Source organism: Suttonella ornithocola, from assembly GCF_001889065.1.
In the GTDB taxonomy this organism is placed as follows: domain Bacteria; phylum Pseudomonadota; class Gammaproteobacteria; order Cardiobacteriales; family Cardiobacteriaceae; genus Suttonella_A; species Suttonella_A ornithocola.
Map to the genome: position 1 here is coordinate 1 of NZ_LWHB01000338.1, position 572 is coordinate 572.

General features: G+C 40.2%; 2 protein-coding genes. Both read left to right on the forward strand.

What is annotated here, in order from left to right; genetic code table 11:
• The coding region (locus A5N85_RS14230) for an IS630 transposase-related protein (protein ID WP_072577682.1) at positions 1–243 on the forward strand (243 nt) is incomplete at its 5' end.
• Between the two features lie 90 nt (positions 244–333).
• Positions 334–572: transposase (locus tag A5N85_RS18085; RefSeq protein WP_428843264.1), on the forward strand; the 239-nt coding region annotated here is incomplete at its 3' end.

A 572-nucleotide genomic window follows, 5' to 3' on the forward strand; every position in this document is an offset into this window, starting at 1 on the left:
GGAGAAACTTGGCGCGCTGTTGCAAAGCGCTACAAGATCAGCAAATTCACCGTCTATAGCTGGATTAAAAATCCCCATCCTAAAGGCTTTACTGAGCGTAAGCCCTCAAAGATTGATGATGAAGCCTTGCTTAAGGATATTGAGCAGTATCCTGATGATTACCAATGGGAAAGCGCTAGACGTTTTAATTGCTCGCAATCAGCGATTTGTTATGCTCTAAAGCGAACTAAAGATAACGCATAAAAAAAGATTAACCAACATCCAAAAGCCGACACAGAGAAAAGAGAGCACTTTCAAGAACAAATAGTAGATAAGACCGCTCAAGACAAACCGATAGTCTATCTTGATGAATGTGGTTTTAAAGCCTTTGCTCATAGAGCTTATGGCTACAGCACAAAAGGAGAAGTTTGTCATGGAAGTGATAACTGGCATTTAAAGAACCAGAGCAATGCGATTGGAGCCATTATCAATGGAGAATTGTTTGCCTTACGCTTATATGATGGTTCTATTAACAGCGATATTTTCTCTCATTGGGTGAGAGAAGCACTGTTACCTGAGTTACCTAAAATCAG